This is a genomic window from Bremerella sp. JC817, from assembly GCF_040718835.1.
Taxonomy (GTDB): domain Bacteria; phylum Planctomycetota; class Planctomycetia; order Pirellulales; family Pirellulaceae; genus Bremerella.
Window position 1 is genome coordinate 1 of record NZ_JBFEFG010000112.1, and the last position, 338, is coordinate 338.

General features: G+C 58.6%; 1 protein-coding gene. It reads right to left on the reverse strand.

Features of this window, described 5'->3' with window-relative positions:
* On the reverse strand, positions 1-338 hold a 338-nt coding region (locus AB1L30_RS00515; RefSeq protein ID WP_367011397.1), incomplete at both ends, for a hypothetical protein.

The following is a 338-nucleotide window of genomic DNA, read 5'->3' on the forward strand; positions in this document are numbered from 1 at the left end:
TGAATGTTCCACGTTGATTGGCGCCGGTCAGGTCCATAAACGATTCAATGCGGGTCGGCTGAAATCGAAAGATCTCGCTGACGCGGACCAGCGGGTTGGGCTTGCGCCGAAACCACTTCGAACATCGCCGCCAGCAGTGAAGCAAGCGAAGCGGTTGCCGCAGCAGCGGCAGCTTCCGTCGAACCGGGGCTTCGATCCCCAGCGAGATCGCGTCGGTGAAGGCAAGTTCGAGTGCACCATACCCAACGACAAAACCAACAGCACGATCACGATCGACTTCCACGTCTTCGCCAAGTGCCGTCGCGGGAACGATCCAACAACGTGTGCCACTGAACCAA